This is a genomic window from Paenibacillus sp. FSL R5-0766, from assembly GCF_037971845.1.
In the GTDB taxonomy this organism is placed as follows: Bacteria; Bacillota; Bacilli; order Paenibacillales; family Paenibacillaceae; genus Paenibacillus.
The window spans coordinates 322,771-343,878 of sequence record NZ_CP150227.1 but is presented as its reverse complement, the minus strand read 5'-3'; the positions used below and the strand labels follow the sequence as shown (position 1 = coordinate 343,878).

Below are 21,108 nucleotides of genomic sequence, written 5' to 3'. Positions count from 1 at the left end.
TGAGAATCAGGACAGGCGAATGACTTCTATGGTATCCCCCGTATGGATTACACCTTCCCTTTCAACCGAGCACACAATCCCACGTTTTTTGCGAGCCGCAGGCACGAATTTTTTGCGCAAACCGTCCTGTTCGTAGAATTGTCCAATCATTTTTCCCGGATGTATACAGGGAAGGTTCTCCCCTTCACATATTAACCCTGTCCCGTTTGGAAATAGGAGCCGCGTTCCAGCAGGCAGTTCCGTCAATCGATCAATGCCACGAACCAGTATATTGGCACCAAGCCACTCTGGACGCACTTCAGGAATGTTCATTTTCTCAGCAATAAGAGCACATTCTTCCTCAGACACAATACTGATCTGGCGGCGATTCGCAATCGGTGTACCACGCTTGTAGATTTTCTGACGTGAGTCCGCCGGACGAAGCAGACCATAATGACGGTCACCCGGAATTCCTGCAAGCTCAATGTCGATAAAAGGTACAACTCGGGTCACAAATGTGGATGGATCATCAGCCAACATGACGAATTGAACTGTTCCCATAGTAATCTCCGCCCTTTCCTGAGCAATATTACTTCTTTATTGTTCATTATTACCCAATGAATGGATTGTCGACAATCGGCGTATGCTTACCTTTATAACCATTTTTTAATTTCAACATCATAACTCAACTGGAAAACGATAAATATTTTAATAATACGCAATTAAATTGTTACAAATTAAATTTGCTCTTTCCGTTCTTGTTGCAAACATTTATACTAGGATGGACAAGTAAATAAATTACATATCAGAAAGCAAGGTGTTTCCTTTGATTAGTATCATTTTTGTAGCTCTTGTAGCTGTCGAACACTTCTATATCATGGTGATGGAGATGTTTATGTGGACTCGTCCACGCACAATGAAAACCTTTAATCTCACGCCGGAATTCGCCAAATCCACCAAATCTCTCGCGGCCAATCAAGGTCTTTACAATGGATTTCTTGCGGCAGGTCTGATCTGGGGACTCGTATATCCGGATGCTGCCGTTGGACAGCATATTCAGATTTTCTTCCTGGCGTGTGTGATTATCGCGGCTCTTTATGGAGGAGCAACTTCTTCACGGTCGATCATTATTAAACAAGGTTTGCCTGCGATCATTGCATTGTTGCTGGTCCTGTTCCTCTAATTTCCTGTCGATAGGTGCATTGCTTCGATTCATGTTTAAATCCTTTATGGTAAGGTAGTGAATAGATAGCAGTGTACAATGACCAGAATCGTTCTGGAATTGGAAGGAGAACATGTCATGGGATTGTTTGACAAGCTTCGGCGGCGCAAAAAGGAGAAAGTACCTGCAGGTGGTGCTGTCGAATCGACGAATTACAGTGAAACCATCGTGGGTTTTGTCCTGCTGGAGCGTGACGATTGTAATTTTGACCTTTTCATCAGGAACATGAAGAACGAATGGGGTATCGAGATTGAAGAACGCCCGGAGGAGGGCAATCTCTTTTTTGAGGTGAATGGGATGCAGGTGGTATGTGCCCACATTGCCGCGCCTGTACCCGACCGTGAAGTTGAGGAGAATGCCAAGCTAAACATCCTTTGGCGAGAAGCGGAGCAAGTTACCTCACGGCACCAGTCTCAGATTATTGTCTCTGTTCTGAATGCAACAAATGCTATTGATGGACATGTTCTGTTCACTCAAACAGCGAGTGCTTTGTTACAATTGGATCACGCGCTGGCCATATACATGGCCCCACTTGTTGTTGAAGCCAGTCAATATGTCGAAACCAGCCGTGGGATCAAACATGATGAGTTGCCCGTCTCGCTCTGGATTTTCATCGGATTATTCCAAAATGCCGAAGGCGCTTCAGCTTACACTTACGGACTACGTAACTTTGGAAAAGAAGAGATGGAGATTATGCAATCGTCTGAGTCTTTAAGCGATGTATTTGAGATGATGTTCATGACCACAACGTATGTGGTTGAGAACGACGTCACACTGCATGACGGGGAAACACTTGGTTTCTCGGCAGAGCAAAAGCTGAGCATTTCCCTTTCCAAAGGTGTAGCAACGGAAGGTAACAGTTTGAAGATTGGCTTCTAATTTAAGTAGTTATCTTAACTTTATCATGTCACAGTTGTAGAAGCCGTCTGGAGTTCATACTCTGGGCGGCTTTTAGCTATTTAACCTTCCTCACAATGACGATATGATAACAATCCCTGAATTTAACTTCCCTAGGAAAAAATAGTCCATAAGAACCACTATATTGTGAATTCAGTTTTCATTCTCGCTATAAAAAGGTATAATTAATAGGCTTATAGTCTCATATATTACATATTATTTTATTATCGAGGAGTTGCCTACATGTCTGTTAGACGTTTGGATTCAACTAAACCTATTATTGAAATTATCTGGGAAGGTATTGTTTCTCCTGAAAATGTCGAACAAGCGAATACAGAAATCCAGAGAATAGCTGAACAATTGGGAAATTCGTTTGATGTGCTAGTAGATATGCGGAACATGAAGGCTTTCCCTCAGGACACCAAAGAAAAAATTGTGGAACACCAGAAACTACTGACACACTGGGGTATGCAGCGAGCTAGTGTAGCCGTAGGTGGTGCGATCGCCAAAATGCAATTGAATCGGATCTCCAAAGAGTCGGTGCACCAGACTGAATTCCAATGGGAAACGTATGACGAGGCTTTGGCATTTTTGTTGAAATAATATTGAAGTGATACGGACTAAGTATAATAAGAGAGGTACCGATGCTGTACATGGCACACAGAAAGAGGCGTTCCCATGAGGAAACGCCTCTTCTTTTGCAGTTCCACTTGGTTTACTCAGTTTTGCCAGTGATTCGAACGCTCATCATTTAAGATTCAAGTTTACTTACACGCACCATCGTTACCGATGTACCATTTAGGGACTCCTCCACGAATCCTAACCGCTTATATAAGCGAATCGCTTGGTTATCCGGGTCAACGCTGAGCGAGACTGCTTCAATTCCCCGCCGTTCAACCTCATCTAATGCGAACTGAAGCAGCAAGGTACCTATTCCTTTTCCACGTGCATCTTCCGTTACAGCCATCCCCATCTCTGGCGTAGCTGCATTCACATAACCGTATCCCGCATTCTGATCCGTATAGAATCGTAATGTTATTGAACCTAGTCTCTTGCCCTGCTGGTCAACTGCAACATACCCGAAATCCCCTTCTCTTCCCCAGTCTTCAACGTATTTGGACAGTCCGGGAGTATGAATACTTTCGATTGGAAAAGGTTCATCACCTTCTCTTCTATGCAGGGATGCATATAACATCTCCCACAGGAAAGGGATATCCTGTTCTTCAATAGGGCGTACATAATAGTTGGATATGATGGTCATGTTTGCTCCTCCTTCAGCTTTTCAAAAAGGCGGTCCATCTCATTCAGATTAAACTCATTGGTAATCTCGTAGTCTTCAAGTTCGTCTCTCGTTTTCGCCTCATTGTAAATGGAGATAGACTTTTCATTATAGAACGTCAGTTCAAATCCATTGGTAAAGCGGCCTTCTTTATTAATGATGAGTCGCCACTCATAGTAATGTGGATTCCTTTCGGAAACGTCGAATTCCCGTACTCTTTTAAGATCAACATCCTTTAATAGCTTCAGCATGTCTCTAATCTCTTTGGGATCTGTAATCGTTATTTCATCATCTTCATTATACGGTTCATTGTCGGAAATTTTCCTAATCGTCAGTCGATCCAATGTATCCAGCATCGTCATATTATCGGTAACCTCTGCTCGAAACGTCGTATGTTTGCTGGGGATATACATAGTATATTGACCAGAGGTATACATACGCACTGCAATAGCTAAAAAAACAATAATCATGGCGATACCCATAATCATCTTGATTCGTTTAATCATCCCAATCCCCTCTCTAGATCTACATAAAACATATAAATTGGTAATTATTGATATATTCCAGTATAACATCTCACTCCTTCTGTTCCAATGTCATTTCTTATCTCTGGTCTCTCAATTACGATGACGTTTTGGGCTACACTAAAAATGGAACATTTAAATGAACAAGCCGCGTTCTCCCATAGGGTGAACGCGGCTTGTTTGTTACTTGGTTATATTGTTTTATTAGCTATTCAGAACGGGTAAGACGATAACCCTTATCCCGAGCATGAATATACACACGTAGACTTGGCCTCACGTCTGTTCAGCGTACACCGAAAACTATTTGTTTTCAGCCCAATACACGGCCTGCTGATTCTCGGATAACCAGCTCGGGCTTCAGCACAATCTTCTGTGGCTCTTTTTGTTCATCCTTTAACTCTTCAATCAACAGATCTACAGCGCGATGTCCCAGTTCTTCAATTGGCTGGGCAACGGTCGTAAGCGGTGGACTGGTCACCGAAGCCAGAATGGTATTATCAAATCCGATAATCGACACATCCTCTGGCACGCGTAGGCCCAGCTCTTTGGCTGCCTGAAGTGCACCAATGGCCTGAATGTCATTACAACAGAACAAACCTGTCGGGTGATCCTTCTCACCGAGCAACAGTAACGCCTCTTTTTTGGCCGAGCTCAGATCAGCTGCCGATTCTCGGATCTGATTCGGTTCCAGCGTATGACCTACCTTAATCAGTGTTTCACGGAATCCACGTACACGTTCCTGACTGCTACTGACTTTGGACGGTTCCGACAGAACCGCTACACGGGTGTGCCCAAGTTCAAGCAGATGCTCCGCTGCGAGTGCTCCACCAAGTATGTCGTCAATGGTGACTGTATGAACCGACAGGGATGGCATATGACGTGCAATCAAAGCGACAGGGATAGACTGCTGCAAGAGGGGTGACAAAATTTCGGCATTATCGATCCCGGTTCCGATCATCATGCCATCGACCCTTTTTTGCTGAAGCAGATTCAGGTAACGCTCTACCCGCTCGTCCTTATTATCCGTACTGCATATGACCACGCTGTAACCCAATTGACGGCTTCGATCCTCCACGGCTCTTGCGAGTTCTGCGAAATACGGGTTTGAGATGTCCGGTACGAGCAGTCCCAATGTATACGTCTGCTTACCTGTAAGTGCAGCTGCGATCGCGCTGGGTTGATAGTGAAGGCGTTCCATGATCTCCATAATCTCGGCTCGCCGCTTCTCACTGATCTTGCCTTTGCCATTAATGACCTGCGAGACGGTTGCAATGGATACACCCGCCTCGCGTGCGATATCGTATATGGTTGCTTTCATTGTCTTTTTCCCCATTTGTGCTATATATAAATTTCGTTATACATAGATAATTGTTCTCTTCTCATTATGCAGGGGGAAGTCTGCATACGCAACTTGAAGCCAGCACAATGTGCGTAGTATGAACTGTTTTACTTTTTCATCAACCACTCATGGTCAGGATCGTTATGGAATTTCCAGGTCCGGGTTGGTCCAGCCATCACGTTCAGATAGTAGACTTCATACCCCGGAGGAGCGCCTACCGGATGATATCCGTCCGGAACAAGCACCACTTCACCGTTTTTCACTGCTAGCGTCTCGTCCACAGAACGATCGTCCGTGTATATGCGCTGAATGGCAAACCCCTGCTCAGGCTGCACACGGAAATAATACGTTTCTTCCAGCAAAGATTCATCCGGGAGTGCGTCCCGATCATGCTTATGTGGCGGGTAACTGGACCAATGCCCATCTGGTGTGAATACCTCAACAACGAGCAAACTGTCCGCTTCTTTTTGTTCCGGCAAAATATTGTGAATCTGGCGTTCCAGATTGCCATATCCTCGTGCCTCTACCCCTACATCTTCCGGTGCAATGAGACGAGCCGGGTACGTGCCTTTACCGGGTGCAACACATATAGCGATTTCCAGTTCGGTACGTGCTGTGATCTGCACTTGATCGGAAGTTGAGACGTAGACCGAGTACGGAGGTATTTTCTCGAAAACACTCATTCTTTTTCCGATATTATCCCATGTGTGCTCCCGGGTACTTACATTGGCGAAACCGCTGAGAAGCACCACACAGAGTTCCTGATCACCGCTCTCACGGGTTAGCGTCTCCCCCTCCGCCAGCTTCGCTACCTGAAAGCCAACATATTCCCACCCCGCCGACTCCGGTGTTACGTTTATAAGTGTACCGTCTCCCTCCGGGTTGACCACGGGTTTCACAATACGTTCTGACATCTTGTCATCCACTCCTTTCTGTAATCGTCCACAACAACTTGATACTTATAAAAACAAAAACCTGGACTATTCATGCCCTCTATTAGAAAAAGTGACTTTAATCATCCACCTATGGCGTTGCCGTTTGCGATTCCAGTGACACCCCAGGGACTTCACTCAGCTTCACAGGTCTTCCCCGCTCCATGGACATTTTTGCTGCCAGTGCAATTCGTTCTGCCTGTACTGCATCGTGGCCATTAACGATAACCGGTGTATCATGAATGATTGCATCGATAAAGAGGGCTGTCTCCTGTACATATGCTTCATTGTAGCGTTCCAGGAAAAAGTGTAACGGTTTGTCGCGCATAAGCCCGGCCGCTGTACTGATCTCAGCCGTATTTGGATGATCATTCGCCGCTGCGGCGCTGCCCATCGAGCCAAACACTTCAACACGCTGGTCATACCCATATACAGCCTGACGACTGTTATCAATGACACCAATCGCTCCATTGGCAAACGTCATCGTTACAATCGCTGTATCCACGTCACCATGTTCCGCAAAAACCGGATTGATCAGCACGTTGCCCTGAGCGTATACTTCTTCCACTTCACTCCCGGACAGATACCGTGCCATGTCAAAATCGTGGATCATCATGTCCATGAAGATTCCGCCAGATACCCGGATATACTCCGCAGGCGGTGGACTCGGGTCGCGAGAAGTAATTTTGATAATATGCGGATCACCAATCGTACCATCCTGCACATGCGCACGTATCCGTCTGAAGTTGTGATCGAAGCGGCGGTTAAATCCAATTTGCAGCTTTACACCGGCCTTCTGAACTGCCGCTACTGCCGCTTGGGTCTGTGCCAGATCCATGCTGACCGGCTTCTCGCAGAAGATATGTTTGCCCGCCTGAGCGGCCTGTTCGATTAGCGGCACATGTGTATCAGTTGAAGAACAGATCAGCACCGCGTCTACATTAGGCATCGAGATCAACTGGCTGCTATCCGTTGTTACAACAGGGATGCCACGACTGGAGGCCCAAGCCTCCAATTCAGGACCTGCAAACAAGTCACTGATTCCCACAATCTCGGCATGCGGGTTGCGCAGGAGATTGTCTGCATGAATTTTGCCGATCCGTCCAGCCCCGATGATGCCAATTCTCACTTTGTCCTTGCCCATTCCGTTATCCTCCCTATGTGCGTCCATATGGGCTAGGCGTTCCCTTAGCCCGAGTGATGCTCTGGTTGTTACCAGCGCGCCGTTACCATCTTCTTGCGAGTGTAGAATTCAACACCATCCGTGCCATTGGCGTGAAGATCACCATAGAAGGACTTCTTCCAGCCCGAAAACGGGAAGAATGCCATTGGTGCAGGTACGCCTAGGTTAATACCCAACATGCCCGCATCAATCGTTTCACGGAATTGACGCATACTCGCTCCGCTGCGGGTGAACAGACACGCCCCGTTGGCAAAGTCGGAACGGTTCGCCAGCTCAACGGCTTCCTCCAGCGTAGACACTCTTGCCACCGAGAGTACCGGAGCAAAGATCTCATCCTGCCAAATTTTCATATTGCTATCAACTTGGTCGAATACCGTAGGCCCTACAAAATAACCGGATTCACCTGTCGCCTGATCCTTACGTCCATCCCGAATCAATGCCGCGCCTTCCTGCTCTCCGGCTTCAATGTAACTGAGTGTACGCTCTTTATGTGGTCCACGGATGACAGGACCGAGGAACACGCCCTCATCCATGCCGTTACCAATGCTAATGCGGTCTGCAGCTTCCACCAGCTTTTGTACCAGTTCGTCAGCCACATCACCCACAGCCACAACAACCGCACATGCCATGCAACGTTCCCCTGCTGAGCCAAAGGCTGCACTGGTAATCTCTTTCACGGTTAAATCCAGATCGGCGTCCGGCATAACGATGGAGTGGTTTTTGGCACCAGCCAGTGCCTGTACCCGTTTGCCATGCTTGGATGCAGTAGTGTAGACGTATTCAGCTACAGGTTGTGATCCGACAAAGGAGATCGCTTGAACATCCTTATGTTCCAGCAACCCGTTCACGACATCATGCGCACCGTGAACGATGTTGAGCACACCGTCCGGAAGCCCCGCTTCCTTGAACAGCTCTGCCAAGCGGCCTGCCAGCAGCGGTGTACGCTCGGACGGCTTCAAGACAAAGGTGTTACCACACGCAATAGCCAGCGGGAACATCCAGCACGGCACCATCATCGGGAAGTTGAATGGGGTAATCCCCCCAATTACGCCGATTGGGTAGCGGTACATGCCCGACTCCAGTCCTGTCGCGATATCAGGCAGTTGTTTGCCCATCATCAGATTCGGAGCACCAGCCGCGAACTCGACGCATTCAATGCCACGCAATACCTCGCCGTACGCTTCGGCATAACTTTTACCGTTCTCCAGCGTCACCAGGCGAGCTAGCTCTTCCCAATGTTCAACCAGCAACTGCTGGTAGCGGAATAGAATACGTGCACGGCGTGGAACCGGTGTGCTGCTCCAGGATTTGAACGCTTCTCGTGCTGTCTGAACCGCCAGATCCACGTCCGCTTGTTCGGACAGTGGCACATGTGCAATAACCTCTTCTGTAGCCGGATTCACCACTGGCTCCGTGCGAGTTGACGCTGGGGTTACCCAGGCACCTCCGATCCAGTTTTGTACCATTGTCGCTGTTGCAGACGCTTCAGAAATTCCTTTTCCCATAGCCCTGTCTCCCTTCGCTTATGTGTGATCCCTTATGTTGAACTTATATCATTGATGTTTGATCTGTATGAGTGTGTTATTCAAAGTATTGCAACGAGCTTCAAGACACGGTAATCTCGCCCCGATTGCAACGTTCGATGTAATCATTCACCTGTTCTACTGTTGGCATCGCATCCGAACAGCTGTGGCTTGAAATGACGATACTTGCTGCGCCACTGCCATAGGCCATACTGCGCTCAATTGTCCAGCCCTGCATCAATCCATACAGGAACCCGGCTGCGTAGGAATCGCCTGCCCCAAAAGTTTTGACCACTTTTGCCGGATAGCTGTCCGCACGGTGGGAAAGTCCTTCACGCGTATAAGCAATGGACCCTTCCTTGCCGTGTTTGATTACTACAATATTCGCTGAGAAATCAAACCATTTCTGTGCAGTCACCTGATCGCTATGATCCGGATTGTGGTCGAATGTCTCCATCATGTCGAACTCTTCACGTGTGCCAAGGATGATATCGCATTTCTCGGCTGCGAGGTTATAATACACCGCTGTCTCTTCGTCCGATGTCCATGTGTATGGGCGATAATCCAGATCAAACACAATAACTGTGCCATGTTTTTTCGCATACGTTAGTGCCTGTAATACGGCTTCACGGGATGGGCTCTGCGCGAGGGCTGTGCCTGAGATTAGCAGCACTTTAGAGTCAGCAATCAACTGCTCTTGCACCTCTTGCGCCTGTAATAACAGATCAGCTACATTGTCCCGGTACATCAGGATACTGCAATCCGTTGGGCTTTTGATTTCGGTAAAAGCAAGCCCTGTCACTGCTCCGGTGTCATCTGTAACTACATTTGATGTGTCGATGCCGTTCTTCTCCAAATAACTCTGGATGAATCTGCCCATCTGGTCACCCGCGATCTTACCGATAAAAGCCGTCTCCATACCCAGTCTGGACATGCCAATCGTAATATTGGCCGGAGAGCCGCCAACATACTTCGTGAACGTCATCGTCTCTTCCATCGGGCGATTGATCTCATTGGCGTTCAAGTCGATGCACAAGCGACCAATCGCGGTGAAATCCTTCTTCCTGGATACCGGAAAGGATACGTAAGTCATTGCATGTGAGCCCCTTTCTGTAGTGGGATTTTCCATGTTGTATATCGATATCTAGACTAGTTACTCATTCCATCGTAAGGACTCGTAAACGGCTAGAGTAAGTCAGTTTTATTTTCCAATCGTAACGTTATACTCTTGCTAGCCTTCTTCCTTTTTCACTTCATAGGTGTGGCCTCTGACCGCTGCAATGCTAAACGAATCAGCTGTGTTGGTATAACGACTCCATATAGTTCAAAGATCGCTTCGCATACTCATATGGGTTATGAATCGCAGGGTCCTGCTCTCCTTCAAGCATCGCCCAGCCATCGTACCCTCGTGTGATCAGTTCTTGTAGAATTGGTGCAAAATCAATGCATCCATCGCCTGGTACAGTGAACACTCCTCTACGAATACAGCCGACAAAGTCAGACTGCTCCGCGCGTGCTTCATCCAGCACATGCGGGCGGATATCTTTCAGATGGATATAGGCGATCCGATCATAATGTTTGCGCAGCAGTTCAAGTGGATCGGCTCCGCCATAGTAGGCATGACCAGTATCATAGAGCAGATACACGAGAGAAGGGTCTGTCAGCTCCATCAGTCGATCAATCTCATCCGGTTGCTCTACCACCGTGCCTCCATGATGATGATACGTAAGCTTCAACCCATGTTCGCGGGCAATAGCTCCTGCTTCGTTCAACCCTTCAACGAGGATATGCCATTCAGATTCGCTGAGTCTGAGCACTTCTTTTTCATTCGGTGTCCGTCTTGGATCAAAATGAAGTGACCCGCCTACCTCTGCCGTACTGATTACCTTACTGCCCATGGATTGCAGAAATTCCGCATGTTTGCGATAGCTGTCCAGCTCCGACTGACGATACGCCGGGTCGGAGAAAAGTACGGATTTCCACTGGGAGACCAGATTGATATTCCTTTTACTCAATTCCTCACGCAATATAGCAGGATCGGTAGGATATTTACGTCCCATCTCTGTACCTGTCAGCCCAAGACGCTGAATGTCATCCAGAATCTGTGCACACGTTGTCGCGTCACCATGCTCCTTCACATCTTCACCGACCCAATTGATCGGATGAATCCCAAGCTGGAATGGCAGCTTGCTCATTGCCCCACGTCTCCTTTGTCGTTCAACATTGTGGTTCACTATATTAAACTAGATTAAATCGGTCTTGCTTTGGCACGGTTGGCTTGCATGGTGTGATGAGCATGAACTACCTTTTCTTCGGCAGATACCTCAGGTACACCCACATTCCACCATGACTCGTATCCACCTGCGTTGGTTCCAGGCACGACCGGAATCTCAATCAACGTACTCACTGTTTCGTTCTTCGCATCTCGGAGTGCTTGTTCCAGCTGTTCTGCTGTCTCCGCTCTATAGGATTTGGCTCCCATGCTTCGGGCGTGAGCTGCAAAGTCCATTGGCATGTAATCCCCGGTCAGTCGTCCACTCTCGGATTCCCGATAACGGAACTCATTGCCGAACCCGTCACTACCATGTTCCCGCTGTAAGTTATGAATACATTGGAATCCATTGTTGTTGAATAATAGAACGGTCATCTTCTTCTGTTCCTGCAAACTAGTCACAAACTCCGAATGCAGCATCAAATAACTGCCATCACCAACCATCGCGTACACTTCACGATCCGGCTCGGCAAGTGCTGCTCCGAACGCTCCACTTACCTCGTACCCCATACAGGAGAACCCATACTCCATATGATACGTCTTTGGTTCAGCCGCACGCCACAGACGATGCAGATCGCCTGGCAGACTGCCCGCCGCACACACAATAACGGAAGATGGATCAATGGTCCGGTTAACGATGCCAACTGCTGTAGTCTGTGCCAGCCCTGCTTCATGTTGAGCTGCATACAGCCGATCCACTTCTGCATTCCATTCAGCGCGGAGATCAGCGATTTCGGATGCGCCATATGCACATCGGTATTGTCTTTCCTGCAATTCCTTCTGCAAAGCCTGCAATCCTTCGCGTGCATCTGCCAGAATGGCTTCCCCGCCTAACTTGGCGGCATCCATGCCGTTCAGGTTAATGTTGATGAATGAAGCCTCCGGATGTTGAAAAGCAGAGCGGGACGCCGTCGTAAAATCCGAGAACCGCGTACCGACGCCGATCACAACGTCTGCTTCTCTCGCCAGCCTATTGGCTGCCAGAGAGCCCGTAACCCCGATTGCCCCCACATTTAGTGGGTGGTCCCAAGAAACTGCGCTCTTGCCCGCCTGCGTCTCGGCGATCGGAATACCAAATGCCTCGGCGAACTCCACGAGCTGGGCGGACGCCTCAGAGTACAACACACCGCCGCCTGCAACGAGCAGCGGCTTACTGCCTCGGGCAATCTGCTCCGTTGCCCGTTCAATGGCTGCCTGTACCGGAGGGCGACGATCCAGATAATGTACTTTGCGAGCAAAGAACGATTCTGGATAATCGTATGCCTCTGCCTGCACATCCTGCGGCAGTGCGAGCGTTACTGCTCCCGTCTCTGCTGGATCGGTTAGCACACGCATGGCCTGTGTAACAGCAATCATCAACTGTTCGGGACGAACAATGCGATCCCAGTACTTGCTAACAGCTTTGAATGGATCAGTGGCTGAGATTGTATAATCACTGCTCACTTCCAACTGCTGAAGTACCGGGTCCGGTTCCCGTGTAGCAAAGTTATCTCCAGGAAGCAATAAAACCGGAATTCGGTTCACCGTTGCAGTAGCTGCTGCTGTAATCATATTCAAAGCACCAGGTCCAATGGATGTTGTACATGCATAGATCTGTCTACGGTTCTTCTGCTTGGCATAAGCCGCTGCCGTATGCACCATGCCTTGTTCGTTCTTGCCTTGCATATACGTCAGGCTTCCCGGACTGCGCTCCAGCGCTTCTCCAATGCCTGTTACATTGCCATGTCCAAAAATACCGATGATTCCCTTCACAAACTTGGTTTCCACCCCGTCAACCGAGATATATTGCTGATCCAAGTATCGAAGCAGTGCCTGAGCCATCGTTAATCGAATTGTTTTCATGAGTTTGATCGCCGTCCTTTCCTTTACGGGTTAAGCGCTTAATCTAAGTTAAGTTTAAGCGCCTTACCCCTAAAGGTTAAGCGCTTAATTGATATGGTATTACAGGTTAATGATTTACGCAAGCTATTTTTGTAAGCGTTTTTATAAATTGTGATAAAGAAAAGATATTCTTGTGTTCGAACATGTGTTAGACCTTCTCTATTTGAACACTTCCACAATGACTAAGAACAGACTTAAAAGGGGGGAAATATATCATGAGGATGGGATACATGCTGGTACATGCTAATCAGCCATATAATCCGTGATCTTTGTATACAATTATGATCAATATGCCTGTGAATGCAAAAAAAGAAAGAAACGGTGAATACCATCTCTTTCTTATCAATATTTAAGCGGGTGATGGGAATCGAACCCACGCTATTAGCTTGGAAGGCTAAAGTTCTACCATTGAACTACACCCGCAAATAAAAAAAATCGGGATGACACGATTTGAACATGCGACCCCCTGGTCCCAAACCAGGTGCTCTACCAAGCTGAGCTACATCCCGTTATATATACCGGCGAGAGGACTCGAACCTCCACGGTTTCCCACTCGATTTTGAGTCGAGCGCGTCTGCCATTCCGCCACGCCGGCAAAATATAAAGTTATAATGGCGCGCCCTGAGAGATTCGAACTCCCGGCCTTTTGATTCGTAGTCAAACGCTCTATCCAGCTGAGCTAAGGGCGCAAAATATTGGAGCGGAAGACGGGAATCGAACCCGCGACCCTCGCCTTGGCAAGGCGATGCTCTACCGCTGAGCCACTTCCGCAAATAAAGGATGCGCGTGGAGGGACTTGAACCCCCACGTCAAAGACGCTAGATCCTAAGTCTAGTGCGTCTGCCAATTCCGCCACACGCGCATATAATGGTGAGTCATGAAGGGCTCGAACCTTCGACACCCTGATTAAAAGTCAGGTGCTCTACCAACTGAGCTAATGACTCATAGAAAAACTGGTGGAGGATGATGGATTCGAACCACCGAACCCGTACGGGAGCAGATTTACAGTCTGATGCGTTTGGCCGCTTCGCTAATCCTCCAGGATTACATGGTGCCGGCGAGAGGACTTGAACCCCCAACCTACTGATTACAAGTCAGTTGCTCTACCAGTTGAGCTACACCGGCGTATTACATAGTGTTATAAATGGTGGCTCGGGACGGAATCGAACCGCCGACACGAGGATTTTCAGTCCTCTGCTCTACCGACTGAGCTACCGAGCCTTACTAAAATAAAAAATGGCGGAACCGACGGGATTCGAACCCGCGATCTCCTGCGTGACAGGCAGGCATGTTAGGCCAACTACACCACGGTTCCAGATCACTTTCTCAAAGGAAAGTATAATTGCGGGGGCAGGATTTGAACCTGCGGCCTTCGGGTTATGAGCCCGACGAGCTACCGGGCTGCTCCACCCCGCGTCGTTATAAAGTTTATATGGTGGAGGCTGAGGGGATCGAACCCCCGACCCTCTGCTTGTAAGGCAGATGCTCTCCCAGCTGAGCTAAGCCTCCATATTATGACCCGTAGGGGATTCGAACCCCTGTTACCTCCGTGAAAGGGAGGTGTCTTAACCCCTTGACCAACGGGCCTTACTGGCTCCCCGAACAGGGCTCGAACCTGTGACAACTCGATTAACAGTCGAGTGCTCTACCAACTGAGCTATCAGGGAATGGTGGAGCCAAGCGGGATCGAACCGCTGACCTCCTGCTTGCAAGGCAGGCGCTCTCCCAGCTGAGCTATGGCCCCATAACTCTGGTGTATTTCTTGTTGTGGTCTTGCTATGGGCCCTGGTGGACTCGAACCACCGGCCTCACCCTTATCAGAGGTGCGCTCTAACCAACTGAGCTAAGGGCCCTTATCAATTTTCGAAAAAAAATACCCCAATGGGGTTTCGCTTGGCGGCGTCCTACTCTCCCAGGACCCTGCGGTCCAAGTACCATCGGCGCTAGAGGGCTTAACGGTCGTGTTCGGGATGGGTACGTGTGGAACCCCTCCGCCATCGCCACCAAACGCGTAGCTTACATTTCAGAGTGTTGTTCTCTGAAAACTAGATTCGAAACGAAACACGCGAATTACAACTTGCTATTGGATAAGCCCTCGACCGATTAGTACTGGTCAGCTCCATGCATTGCTGCACTTCCACCCCCAGCCTATCTACCTCGTCGTCTTCAAGGGGTCTTACATACTGGGAAATCTCATCTTGAGGGGGGCTTCACGCTTAGATGCTTTCAGCGTTTATCCCGTCCGTACATAGCTACCCAGCGGTGCTCCTGGCGGAACAACTGGTACACCAGCGGTACGTCCATCCCGGTCCTCTCGTACTAAGGACAGCTCCTCTCAAATTTCCTACGCCCACGACAGATAGGGACCGAACTGTCTCACGACGTTCTGAACCCAGCTCGCGTACCGCTTTAATGGGCGAACAGCCCAACCCTTGGGACCTACTTCAGCCCCAGGATGCGATGAGCCGACATCGAGGTGCCAAACCTCCCCGTCGATGTGGACTCTTGGGGGAGATAAGCCTGTTATCCCCAGGGTAGCTTTTATCCGTTGAGCGATGGCCCTTCCATGCGGTACCACCGGATCACTAAGCCCGACTTTCGTCCCTGCTCGACTTGTAGGTCTCGCAGTCAAGCTCCCTTATGCCTTTGCACTCTTCGAATGATTTCCAACCATTCTGAGGGAACCTTTGGGCGCCTCCGTTACTCTTTAGGAGGCGACCGCCCCAGTCAAACTGCCCACCTGACACTGTCCCCGCACCGGATTACGGTACCAGGTTAGAACCTAGATACGATCAGGGTGGTATCCCAACGTTGCCTCCACAGAAGCTGGCGCTCCTGCTTCAAAGGCTCCCACCTATCCTGTACAGATCGTACCCAAATTCAATATCAAGCTGCAGTAAAGCTCCATGGGGTCTTTCCGTCTTGTCGCGGGTAACCTGCATCTTCACAGGTATTAAAATTTCACCGGATCTCTCGTTGAGACAGCGCCCAAGTCGTTACGCCATTCGTGCGGGTCAGAATTTACCTGACAAGGAATTTCGCTACCTTAGGACCGTTATAGTTACGGCCGCCGTTTACTGGGGCTTCGGTTCACAGCTTCGGGATGACTCCCTAACCACTCCCCTTAACCTTCCAGCACCGGGCAGGCGTCAGCCCGTATACTTCGCCTTACGGCTTCGCACAGACCTGTGTTTTTGCTAAACAGTCGCTTGGGCCTTTTCACTGCGGCCCCCTCGTGCTATTCACACTACCGGGGCACCCCTTCTCCCGAAGTTACGGGGTCATTTTGCCGAGTTCCTTAACGAGAGTTCTTCCGCGCGCCTTAGAATACTCTTCTCGCCTACCTGTGTCGGTTTGCGGTACGGGCACCATCACCTGGCTAGAGGCTTTTCTTGGCAGTGTGAGATCATGACCTTCGCTACTATAATTTTCGCTCCCCATCACAGCTCAGCCTTACAATGTGCGGATTTGCCTACACATCAGCCTTACTGCTTAGACGGACATCCATCAGTCCGCGTCACTACCCTACTGCGTCCCCCCATTGCTCATAACGGCTTACGGTGGTACAGGAATTTCGACCTGTTGTCCTTCGACTACGCCTTTCGGCCTCGCCTTAGGTCCCGACTTACCCTGAGCGGACGAGCCTTCCTCAGGAACCCTTAGGCTTTCGGCGGATCAGATTCTCACTGATCTTTTCGTTACTCATACCGGCATTCTCACTTGTATAATGTCCAGCGCTCCTTACGGTACACCTTCAACCCTTATACAACGCTCCCCTACCCCTGATGCAAAGCATCAAGCCATAGCTTCGGTGGTGTGTTTAGCCCCGTTACATTTTCGGCGCAGAGTCACTCGACCAGTGAGCTATTACGCACTCTTTAAATGATGGCTGCTTCTAAGCCAACATCCTGGTTGTCTGTGCAACTCCACATCCTTTCCCACTTAACACACACTTGGGGACCTTAGCTGATGGTCTGGGCTGTTTCCCTTTTGACAATGGATCTTAGCACTCACTGTCTGACTCCCGGAAGTAAGTCTATGGCATTCGGAGTTTGACTGAGCTTGGTAACCCTTGCGGGCCCCGCACCCAATCAGTGCTCTACCTCCACGACTCTGTTTTCCGAGGCTAGCCCTAAAGCTATTTCGGGGAGAACCAGCTATCTCCGAGTTCGATTGGAATTTCTCCGCTACCCCCACCTCATCCCCGCATTTTTCAACATGCGTGGGTTCGGGCCTCCAGTGCGTGTTACCGCACCTTCACCCTGGACAGGGGTAGATCACCCGGTTTCGGGTCTACGTCCACGTACTATGTCGCCCTATTCAGACTCGCTTTCGCTGCGGCTCCGGCTCTTCACCTTAACCTTGCACGGGAACGTAACTCGCCGGTTCATTCTACAAAAGGCACGCCATCACCCCTAAAACGGGCTCTGACTTTTTGTAAGCACACGGTTTCAGGTTCTATTTCACTCCCCTTCCGGGGTGCTTTTCACCTTTCCCTCACGGTACTGCTTCACTATCGGTCGCTAGGAAGTATTTAGCCTTGGCAGATGGTCCTGCCGGATTCATACGGGGTTTCACGTGCCCCGCACTACTCGGGATCCGTCTCGGAGGGAACAGACTTTCAACTACAGGGCTTTTACCTTCTTTGGCGGGCCTTTCCAGACCTCTTCGCTTAACCGGTTCCTTTGTAACTCCATGTGAGACGTCCCACAACCCCAAAGAGCAAGCTCTTTGGTTTGGGCTTCTCCGCGTTCGCTCGCCGCTACTGACGGAATCACTATTGTTTTCTCTTCCTCAGGGTACTTAGATGTTTCAGTTCCCCTGGTATGCCTCTACACAACCTATGTATTCAGTTGTGAGTAACTGGAAATTACCCCAGCTGGGTTTCCCCATTCGGACACCCCCGGATCAAAGCTTGCTTACAGCTCCCCGAGGCAGTTTCGTTGTTCGCCACGTCCTTCATCGGCTCCTAGCGCCTAGGCATCCTCCGTGTGCTCTTAGTAGCTTAACCAATTTGCTCCGGTTTTGACTGCTCGCTTCCCTTGTTTTGCTTACGCAAAGCCAAAAGTCACTCCCATTCAATACCATCACAAAAGCAATTTAACTACCGTTTTTATTGAAACTTGTTTGCACAAGTTCAGCTAAAAAGGAATGTTCTAATTCGCGTTTGTTTCGTTTCGATATCTAGTTTTCAAAGAACAAGCTCCATGCAAAAGCAAGCTGTTTGAGAGTTTGAGCTCTCAAAACTGAGCAACGAGTGAGTAGTTTTGCAGCTAAGCTGCGGTTTTGAATGTTTCCACTCGGGAAACGATTCTCCATAGAAAGGAGGTGATCCAGCCGCACCTTCCGATACGGCTACCTTGTTACGACTTCACCCCAATCATCTATCCCACCTTCGGCGGCTGGCTCCTTGCGGTTACCCCACCGACTTCGGGTGTTATAAACTCTCGTGGTGTGACGGGCGGTGTGTACAAGACCCGGGAACGTATTCACCGCGGCATGCTGATCCGCGATTACTAGCAATTCCGACTTCATGCAGGCGAGTTGCAGCCTGCAATCCGAACTGAGACCGGCTTTGTTGGGATTGGCTCCATCTCGCGATTTCGCAGCCCGTTGTACCGGCCATTGTAGTACGTGTGTAGCCCAGGTCATAAGGGGCATGATGATTTGACGTCATCCCCACCTTCCTCCGGTTTGTCACCGGCAGTCTATCTAGAGTGCCCACCCGAAGTGCTGGCAACTAAATATAAGGGTTGCGCTCGTTGCGGGACTTAACCCAACATCTCACGACACGAGCTGACGACAACCATGCACCACCTGTCTTGAATGTTCCGAAGAAAAGGTACATCTCTGCACCGGTCATTCAGATGTCAAGACCTGGTAAGGTTCTTCGCGTTGCTTCGAATTAAACCACATACTCCACTGCTTGTGCGGGTCCCCGTCAATTCCTTTGAGTTTCAGTCTTGCGACCGTACTCCCCAGGCGGAGTGCTTAATGTGTTAACTTCGGCACCAAGGGTATCGAAACCCCTAACACCTAGCACTCATCGTTTACGGCGTGGACTACCAGGGTATCTAATCCTGTTTGCTCCCCACGCTTTCGCGCCTCAGCGTCAGTTACAGCCCAGAGAGTCGCCTTCGCCACTGGTGTTCCTCCACATATCTACGCATTTCACCGCTACACGTGGAATTCCACTCTCCTCTTCTGCACTCAAGTCACCCAGTTTCCAGTGCGATCCGGGGTTGAGCCCCGGGATTAAACACCAGACTTAAATGACCGCCTGCGCGCGCTTTACGCCCAATAATTCCGGACAACGCTTGCCCCCTACGTATTACCGCGGCTGCTGGCACGTAGTTAGCCGGGGCTTTCTTCTCAGGTACCGTCACCTTGAGAGCAGTTACTCTCCCAAGCGTTCTTCCCTGGCAACAGAGCTTTACGATCCGAAAACCTTCATCACTCACGCGGCATTGCTCCGTCAGGCTTTCGCCCATTGCGGAAGATTCCCTACTGCTGCCTCCCGTAGGAGTCTGGGCCGTGTCTCAGTCCCAGTGTGGCCGATCACCCTCTCAGGTCGGCTACGCATCGTCGCCTTGGTGAGCCGTTACCCCACCAACTAGCTAATGCGCCGCAGGCCCATCCCCAAGTGACAGATTGCTCCGTCTTTCCAGTTTCCTTCAGGCGAAGAAAACAACTATTCGGTATTAGCTACCGTTTCCGGTAGTTGTCCCAAACTTGAGGGCAGGTTACCTACGTGTTACTCACCCGTCCGCCGCTAACCATCAGAGAAGCAAGCTTCTCTTCAAGTCCGCTCGACTTGCATGTATTAGGCATGCCGCCAGCGTTCGTCCTGAGCCAGGATCAAACTCTCCAATAAAGTATTGAAAAGAGCGATAAGCTCATTTTGAATCTGACGAGATTAAAAATCTCATTTGTGCTCCAGTCGATTCAAGCCAAGGCTTGTTTCAACTTTCGCGTTCATTCTGCAAGCAGAATGTTTACTCACTCGTTGTTCAGTTTTCAAAGATCAAACTTATTTTGTTACCGAGCGTTGTTCTCCTCAGCAACTTTTATATCTTAACACTTCCGAACCAACTTAGCAAGCTCTTTTTTTAAGTTTCTTTCGAAGCTTATTTGTTTCACCTGCAACACTTTGTTTCTCGTGTTTTTTGACCGGATATAGAATATATCATATGCACAATACAATTACCACTTGTAAAATATCCCATTACCAAGCAAACTATATATCTAGTTCAATTTCTTTATAATCTCTTTTTCCAATGGCAATATCCTTTTACTATACCCTATATACACTCACTGGTCTAATCTATCTCAATATAGGTTGTAAACAGTCTCCTTCAACATCATTACATTCGTTCTATAAGATAAGAAACATAATACTTCTACTCTATAACGCTGCTTTCTATTATGTCGTTATCAAATCTAACAATTGAACTCCATAACCTGTGGGCTTATATAGATTGTGCTTTTCACTTTTTATACTATTAGTCTTGGTACCTGCCCATCACTATCGTGTCGTGATATTGTCCATCCGTGTGTCGCCGATCCCTTTTCAAAATGCCTTCGATCCCGAAGCCTCTCTTCTGATATAACTCGATTGCCTTATCGTTGGATGCCAGCACGTTCAACGCAATCTTCTCTACACCAGTCTGGTCTGCCCATTCTATCGACTTCTCCAGCAGGTTCTTACCAATCCCATGTCCCCAGAACTCTCGGGCTACACACACGCCGAACTCAACTTTATGGCAAAAGCGCTTCAACTCTGTACCTTCACATCGGGAGTATCCCACAATCTCGCCCGCCGCCACAGCAACAAGGAACAGATTCCGTGACTTCTCAGTGTCCAAATGGATGATCCGCCTAAACCCGGCTGCGTCGATATACGCCTCACCCTCTTCACGATCCATGTTCTCGGTTTCCCCATCGATTTGTACACGTAGTAAAGACAAGGCCTCAGCATCCTTTTCCTCTGCTGATCTAATGGAGTAAGATAAGCCTTTAATGTTATATTCCTGCCGATCGATCATCATAAGAACCAGATCTCCTCTTCCGCTCTGTA

The 21,108-nt window shown here is 49.0% G+C and carries 14 protein-coding genes, 17 tRNA genes and 3 rRNA genes; 3 read left to right on the top strand and 31 right to left on the bottom strand.

The genetic code is table 11. The features are described 5' to 3' along the window. Positions 1–6 precede the first annotated feature (6 nt). Entirely contained in the window at positions 7–540 is a 534-nt protein-coding gene (locus MKY66_RS01585; protein WP_076217199.1) for an MOSC domain-containing protein, read from the bottom strand. A gap of 265 nt (positions 541–805) precedes the next feature. Between MKY66_RS01585 and MKY66_RS01580 the strand changes: the two genes are divergently transcribed. The 3 genes from MKY66_RS01580 to MKY66_RS01570 all read left to right on the top strand — a co-directional run bounded on the left by MKY66_RS01580 (position 806) and on the right by MKY66_RS01570 (position 2,701). Next, complete coding sequence (locus tag MKY66_RS01580) at positions 806–1,162, top strand: DUF1304 domain-containing protein (RefSeq protein WP_036608019.1); 357 nt, start codon at positions 806–808, stop codon at positions 1,160–1,162. A 78-nt stretch (positions 1,163–1,240) separates the two neighbouring features. Then, the gene (locus MKY66_RS01575) at positions 1,241–2,080 is read left to right on the top strand and encodes a DUF4261 domain-containing protein (RefSeq protein WP_083657446.1); all 840 of its coding nucleotides are present in this window, start codon (positions 1,241–1,243) and stop codon (positions 2,078–2,080) included. Positions 2,081–2,341: 261 nt separating this feature from the next. After that, positions 2,342–2,701 carry a hypothetical protein gene (locus MKY66_RS01570; protein WP_076217197.1) on the top strand — a complete coding sequence of 120 codons (360 nt, stop codon included), beginning with the start codon at positions 2,342–2,344 and terminating at the stop codon, positions 2,699–2,701. 148 nt (positions 2,702–2,849) lie between these two features. Here MKY66_RS01570 and MKY66_RS01565 read toward each other — a convergent pair whose 3' ends face one another. The 30 genes from MKY66_RS01565 to MKY66_RS01420 all read right to left on the bottom strand — a co-directional run bounded on the left by MKY66_RS01565 (position 2,850) and on the right by MKY66_RS01420 (position 21,079). Further along, entirely contained in the window at positions 2,850–3,359 is a 510-nt protein-coding gene (locus MKY66_RS01565; RefSeq protein ID WP_083657445.1) for a GNAT family N-acetyltransferase, read from the bottom strand. Next, positions 3,356–3,883, bottom strand: a complete 528-nt coding sequence (locus MKY66_RS01560; protein WP_076217196.1) for a hypothetical protein — start codon at positions 3,881–3,883, stop codon at positions 3,356–3,358. The genes MKY66_RS01565 and MKY66_RS01560 overlap by 4 nt, the downstream gene beginning before the upstream one ends. Positions 3,884–4,211: 328 nt before the next feature. Next, entirely contained in the window at positions 4,212–5,219 is a 1,008-nt protein-coding gene (locus tag MKY66_RS01555) for a LacI family DNA-binding transcriptional regulator (protein WP_076217195.1), read from the bottom strand. Between the two features lie 128 nt (positions 5,220–5,347). Next, a complete protein-coding gene (gene iolB / locus MKY66_RS01550; RefSeq protein WP_074093115.1) occupies positions 5,348–6,154 on the bottom strand; it encodes a 5-deoxy-glucuronate isomerase in 807 nt (268 codons plus the stop codon). 109 nt (positions 6,155–6,263) lie between these two features. Further along, entirely contained in the window at positions 6,264–7,316 is a 1,053-nt protein-coding gene (gene iolG / locus MKY66_RS01545; protein WP_076217194.1) for an inositol 2-dehydrogenase, read from the bottom strand. A gap of 68 nt (positions 7,317–7,384) precedes the next feature. Then, entirely contained in the window at positions 7,385–8,860 is a 1,476-nt protein-coding gene (locus MKY66_RS01540; RefSeq protein ID WP_256704413.1) for a CoA-acylating methylmalonate-semialdehyde dehydrogenase, read from the bottom strand. A gap of 100 nt (positions 8,861–8,960) precedes the next feature. Beyond that, positions 8,961–9,971: a 5-dehydro-2-deoxygluconokinase gene (gene iolC, locus MKY66_RS01535; RefSeq protein ID WP_047841171.1), complete on the bottom strand. Its 1,011-nt coding sequence runs from the start codon at positions 9,969–9,971 to the stop codon at positions 8,961–8,963. 199 nt (positions 9,972–10,170) lie between these two features. Next, positions 10,171–11,073, bottom strand: a complete 903-nt coding sequence (iolE, locus tag MKY66_RS01530; RefSeq protein WP_076217193.1) for a myo-inosose-2 dehydratase — start codon at positions 11,071–11,073, stop codon at positions 10,171–10,173. A 53-nt stretch (positions 11,074–11,126) separates the two neighbouring features. Beyond that, complete coding sequence (iolD, locus tag MKY66_RS01525; RefSeq protein WP_076217192.1) at positions 11,127–12,992, bottom strand: 3D-(3,5/4)-trihydroxycyclohexane-1,2-dione acylhydrolase (decyclizing); 1,866 nt, start codon at positions 12,990–12,992, stop codon at positions 11,127–11,129. A gap of 391 nt (positions 12,993–13,383) precedes the next feature. Then, positions 13,384–13,454: transfer RNA gene (locus MKY66_RS01520), tRNA-Gly, on the bottom strand. Between the two features lie 12 nt (positions 13,455–13,466). After that, positions 13,467–13,540: transfer RNA gene (locus MKY66_RS01515), tRNA-Pro, on the bottom strand. Between the two features lie 7 nt (positions 13,541–13,547). Beyond that, positions 13,548–13,626: transfer RNA gene (locus MKY66_RS01510), tRNA-Leu, on the bottom strand. Positions 13,627–13,643: 17 nt separating this feature from the next. Beyond that, positions 13,644–13,720 (bottom strand) — tRNA-Arg (locus MKY66_RS01505). A 7-nt stretch (positions 13,721–13,727) separates the two neighbouring features. Further along, positions 13,728–13,802, bottom strand: a tRNA-Gly gene (locus MKY66_RS01500). A 10-nt stretch (positions 13,803–13,812) separates the two neighbouring features. Further along, positions 13,813–13,893, bottom strand: a tRNA-Leu gene (locus tag MKY66_RS01495). Between the two features lie 6 nt (positions 13,894–13,899). Continuing rightward, positions 13,900–13,975: transfer RNA gene (locus MKY66_RS01490), tRNA-Lys, on the bottom strand. Between the two features lie 10 nt (positions 13,976–13,985). Next, positions 13,986–14,071: transfer RNA gene (locus MKY66_RS01485), tRNA-Tyr, on the bottom strand. A 9-nt stretch (positions 14,072–14,080) separates the two neighbouring features. Beyond that, a tRNA-Thr gene (locus MKY66_RS01480) sits at positions 14,081–14,156 on the bottom strand. 20 nt (positions 14,157–14,176) lie between these two features. Beyond that, a tRNA-Phe gene (locus tag MKY66_RS01475) sits at positions 14,177–14,252 on the bottom strand. 16 nt (positions 14,253–14,268) lie between these two features. Further along, positions 14,269–14,346 (bottom strand) — tRNA-Asp (locus MKY66_RS01470). 27 nt (positions 14,347–14,373) lie between these two features. Continuing rightward, positions 14,374–14,447 (bottom strand) — tRNA-Met (locus MKY66_RS01465). Between the two features lie 17 nt (positions 14,448–14,464). After that, positions 14,465–14,540 (bottom strand) — tRNA-Val (locus tag MKY66_RS01460). Positions 14,541–14,546: 6 nt separating this feature from the next. Then, positions 14,547–14,618 (bottom strand) — tRNA-Glu (locus MKY66_RS01455). Positions 14,619–14,622: 4 nt separating this feature from the next. Beyond that, a tRNA-Asn gene (locus MKY66_RS01450) sits at positions 14,623–14,698 on the bottom strand. A 1-nt stretch (position 14,699) separates the two neighbouring features. Next, a tRNA-Ala gene (locus MKY66_RS01445) sits at positions 14,700–14,775 on the bottom strand. Positions 14,776–14,810: 35 nt separating this feature from the next. After that, positions 14,811–14,884 (bottom strand) — tRNA-Ile (locus tag MKY66_RS01440). Positions 14,885–14,922: 38 nt separating this feature from the next. Further along, a 5S ribosomal RNA gene (gene rrf, locus MKY66_RS01435) occupies positions 14,923–15,039 on the bottom strand. Between the two features lie 75 nt (positions 15,040–15,114). After that, positions 15,115–18,042 (bottom strand): 23S ribosomal RNA (locus MKY66_RS01430). Between the two features lie 310 nt (positions 18,043–18,352). Next, positions 18,353–19,905: ribosomal RNA gene (locus MKY66_RS01425) — 16S ribosomal RNA — on the bottom strand. The 16S, 23S and 5S rRNA genes sit together here with 17 tRNA genes alongside, the layout of an rRNA operon. A 628-nt stretch (positions 19,906–20,533) precedes the next feature. Next, positions 20,534–21,079, bottom strand: coding sequence for a GNAT family N-acetyltransferase (locus MKY66_RS01420; RefSeq protein WP_076210315.1), 546 nt, complete (start codon positions 21,077–21,079; stop codon positions 20,534–20,536). Positions 21,080–21,108: the final 29 nt, after the last annotated feature.

Coding starts and splice junctions, on each gene's coding strand:
- iolB (WP_074093115.1), bottom strand. CDS start 6,154: ATGTCAGAACGTATTGTGAAACCCGTGGTCAACCCGGAGGGAGACGGT.
- MKY66_RS01420 (WP_076210315.1), bottom strand. CDS start 21,079: ATGATGATCGATCGGCAGGAATATAACATTAAAGGCTTATCTTACTCC.
- MKY66_RS01585 (WP_076217199.1), bottom strand. CDS start 540: ATGGGAACAGTTCAATTCGTCATGTTGGCTGATGATCCATCCACATTT.
- MKY66_RS01555 (WP_076217195.1), bottom strand. CDS start 5,219: ATGAAAGCAACCATATACGATATCGCACGCGAGGCGGGTGTATCCATT.
- MKY66_RS01560 (WP_076217196.1), bottom strand. CDS start 3,883: ATGATTAAACGAATCAAGATGATTATGGGTATCGCCATGATTATTGTT.
- MKY66_RS01565 (WP_083657445.1), bottom strand. CDS start 3,359: ATGACCATCATATCCAACTATTATGTACGCCCTATTGAAGAACAGGAT.
- iolG (WP_076217194.1), bottom strand. CDS start 7,316: ATGGGCAAGGACAAAGTGAGAATTGGCATCATCGGGGCTGGACGGATC.
- iolE (WP_076217193.1), bottom strand. CDS start 11,073: ATGAGCAAGCTGCCATTCCAGCTTGGGATTCATCCGATCAATTGGGTC.
- MKY66_RS01575 (WP_083657446.1), top strand. CDS start 1,241: ATGACCAGAATCGTTCTGGAATTGGAAGGAGAACATGTCATGGGATTG.
- MKY66_RS01540 (WP_256704413.1), bottom strand. CDS start 8,860: ATGGGAAAAGGAATTTCTGAAGCGTCTGCAACAGCGACAATGGTACAA.
- iolC (WP_047841171.1), bottom strand. CDS start 9,971: ATGACTTACGTATCCTTTCCGGTATCCAGGAAGAAGGATTTCACCGCG.
- MKY66_RS01570 (WP_076217197.1), top strand. CDS start 2,342: ATGTCTGTTAGACGTTTGGATTCAACTAAACCTATTATTGAAATTATC.
- iolD (WP_076217192.1), bottom strand. CDS start 12,992: ATGAAAACAATTCGATTAACGATGGCTCAGGCACTGCTTCGATACTTG.